General features: G+C 47.1%; 1 protein-coding gene. It reads left to right on the plus strand.

Annotated elements, in window-relative coordinates; translation table 11 throughout:
* Window positions 1-211, plus strand: a 211-nt coding sequence (locus CWC14_RS18610) for a PspC domain-containing protein (protein WP_349654514.1), incomplete at its 5' end; no start/stop codon positions are given.
* Between the last annotated feature and the right edge of the window lie 29 nt (window positions 212-240).

A 240-nucleotide genomic window follows, 5' to 3' on the forward strand; every position in this document is an offset into this window, starting at 1 on the left:
TCCCATGCGAGACTCTAGCTATCAACGCTTTTATCGCGATGCCTTGGATAAGAAGTTATCGGGTGTGTGTGCCGGGTTTGCGAAACGTCATAACCTACCTGTTTGGCTCACCCGCGTAGCGATGGTGATCTTGTTCTTAAATGCCCCAGTGCTGGTGGCAGCTATCTACCTTATTTGTCATTTCGTGTTTGACGAGCACATCGTGGTTTAGCCATATGAACATGTACAACTATTGATGCA

Origin of the sequence: Pseudoalteromonas sp. S3260 (assembly GCF_005886925.1) — a bacterium.
Classification (GTDB): Bacteria; Pseudomonadota; Gammaproteobacteria; order Enterobacterales; family Alteromonadaceae; genus Pseudoalteromonas; species Pseudoalteromonas tetraodonis.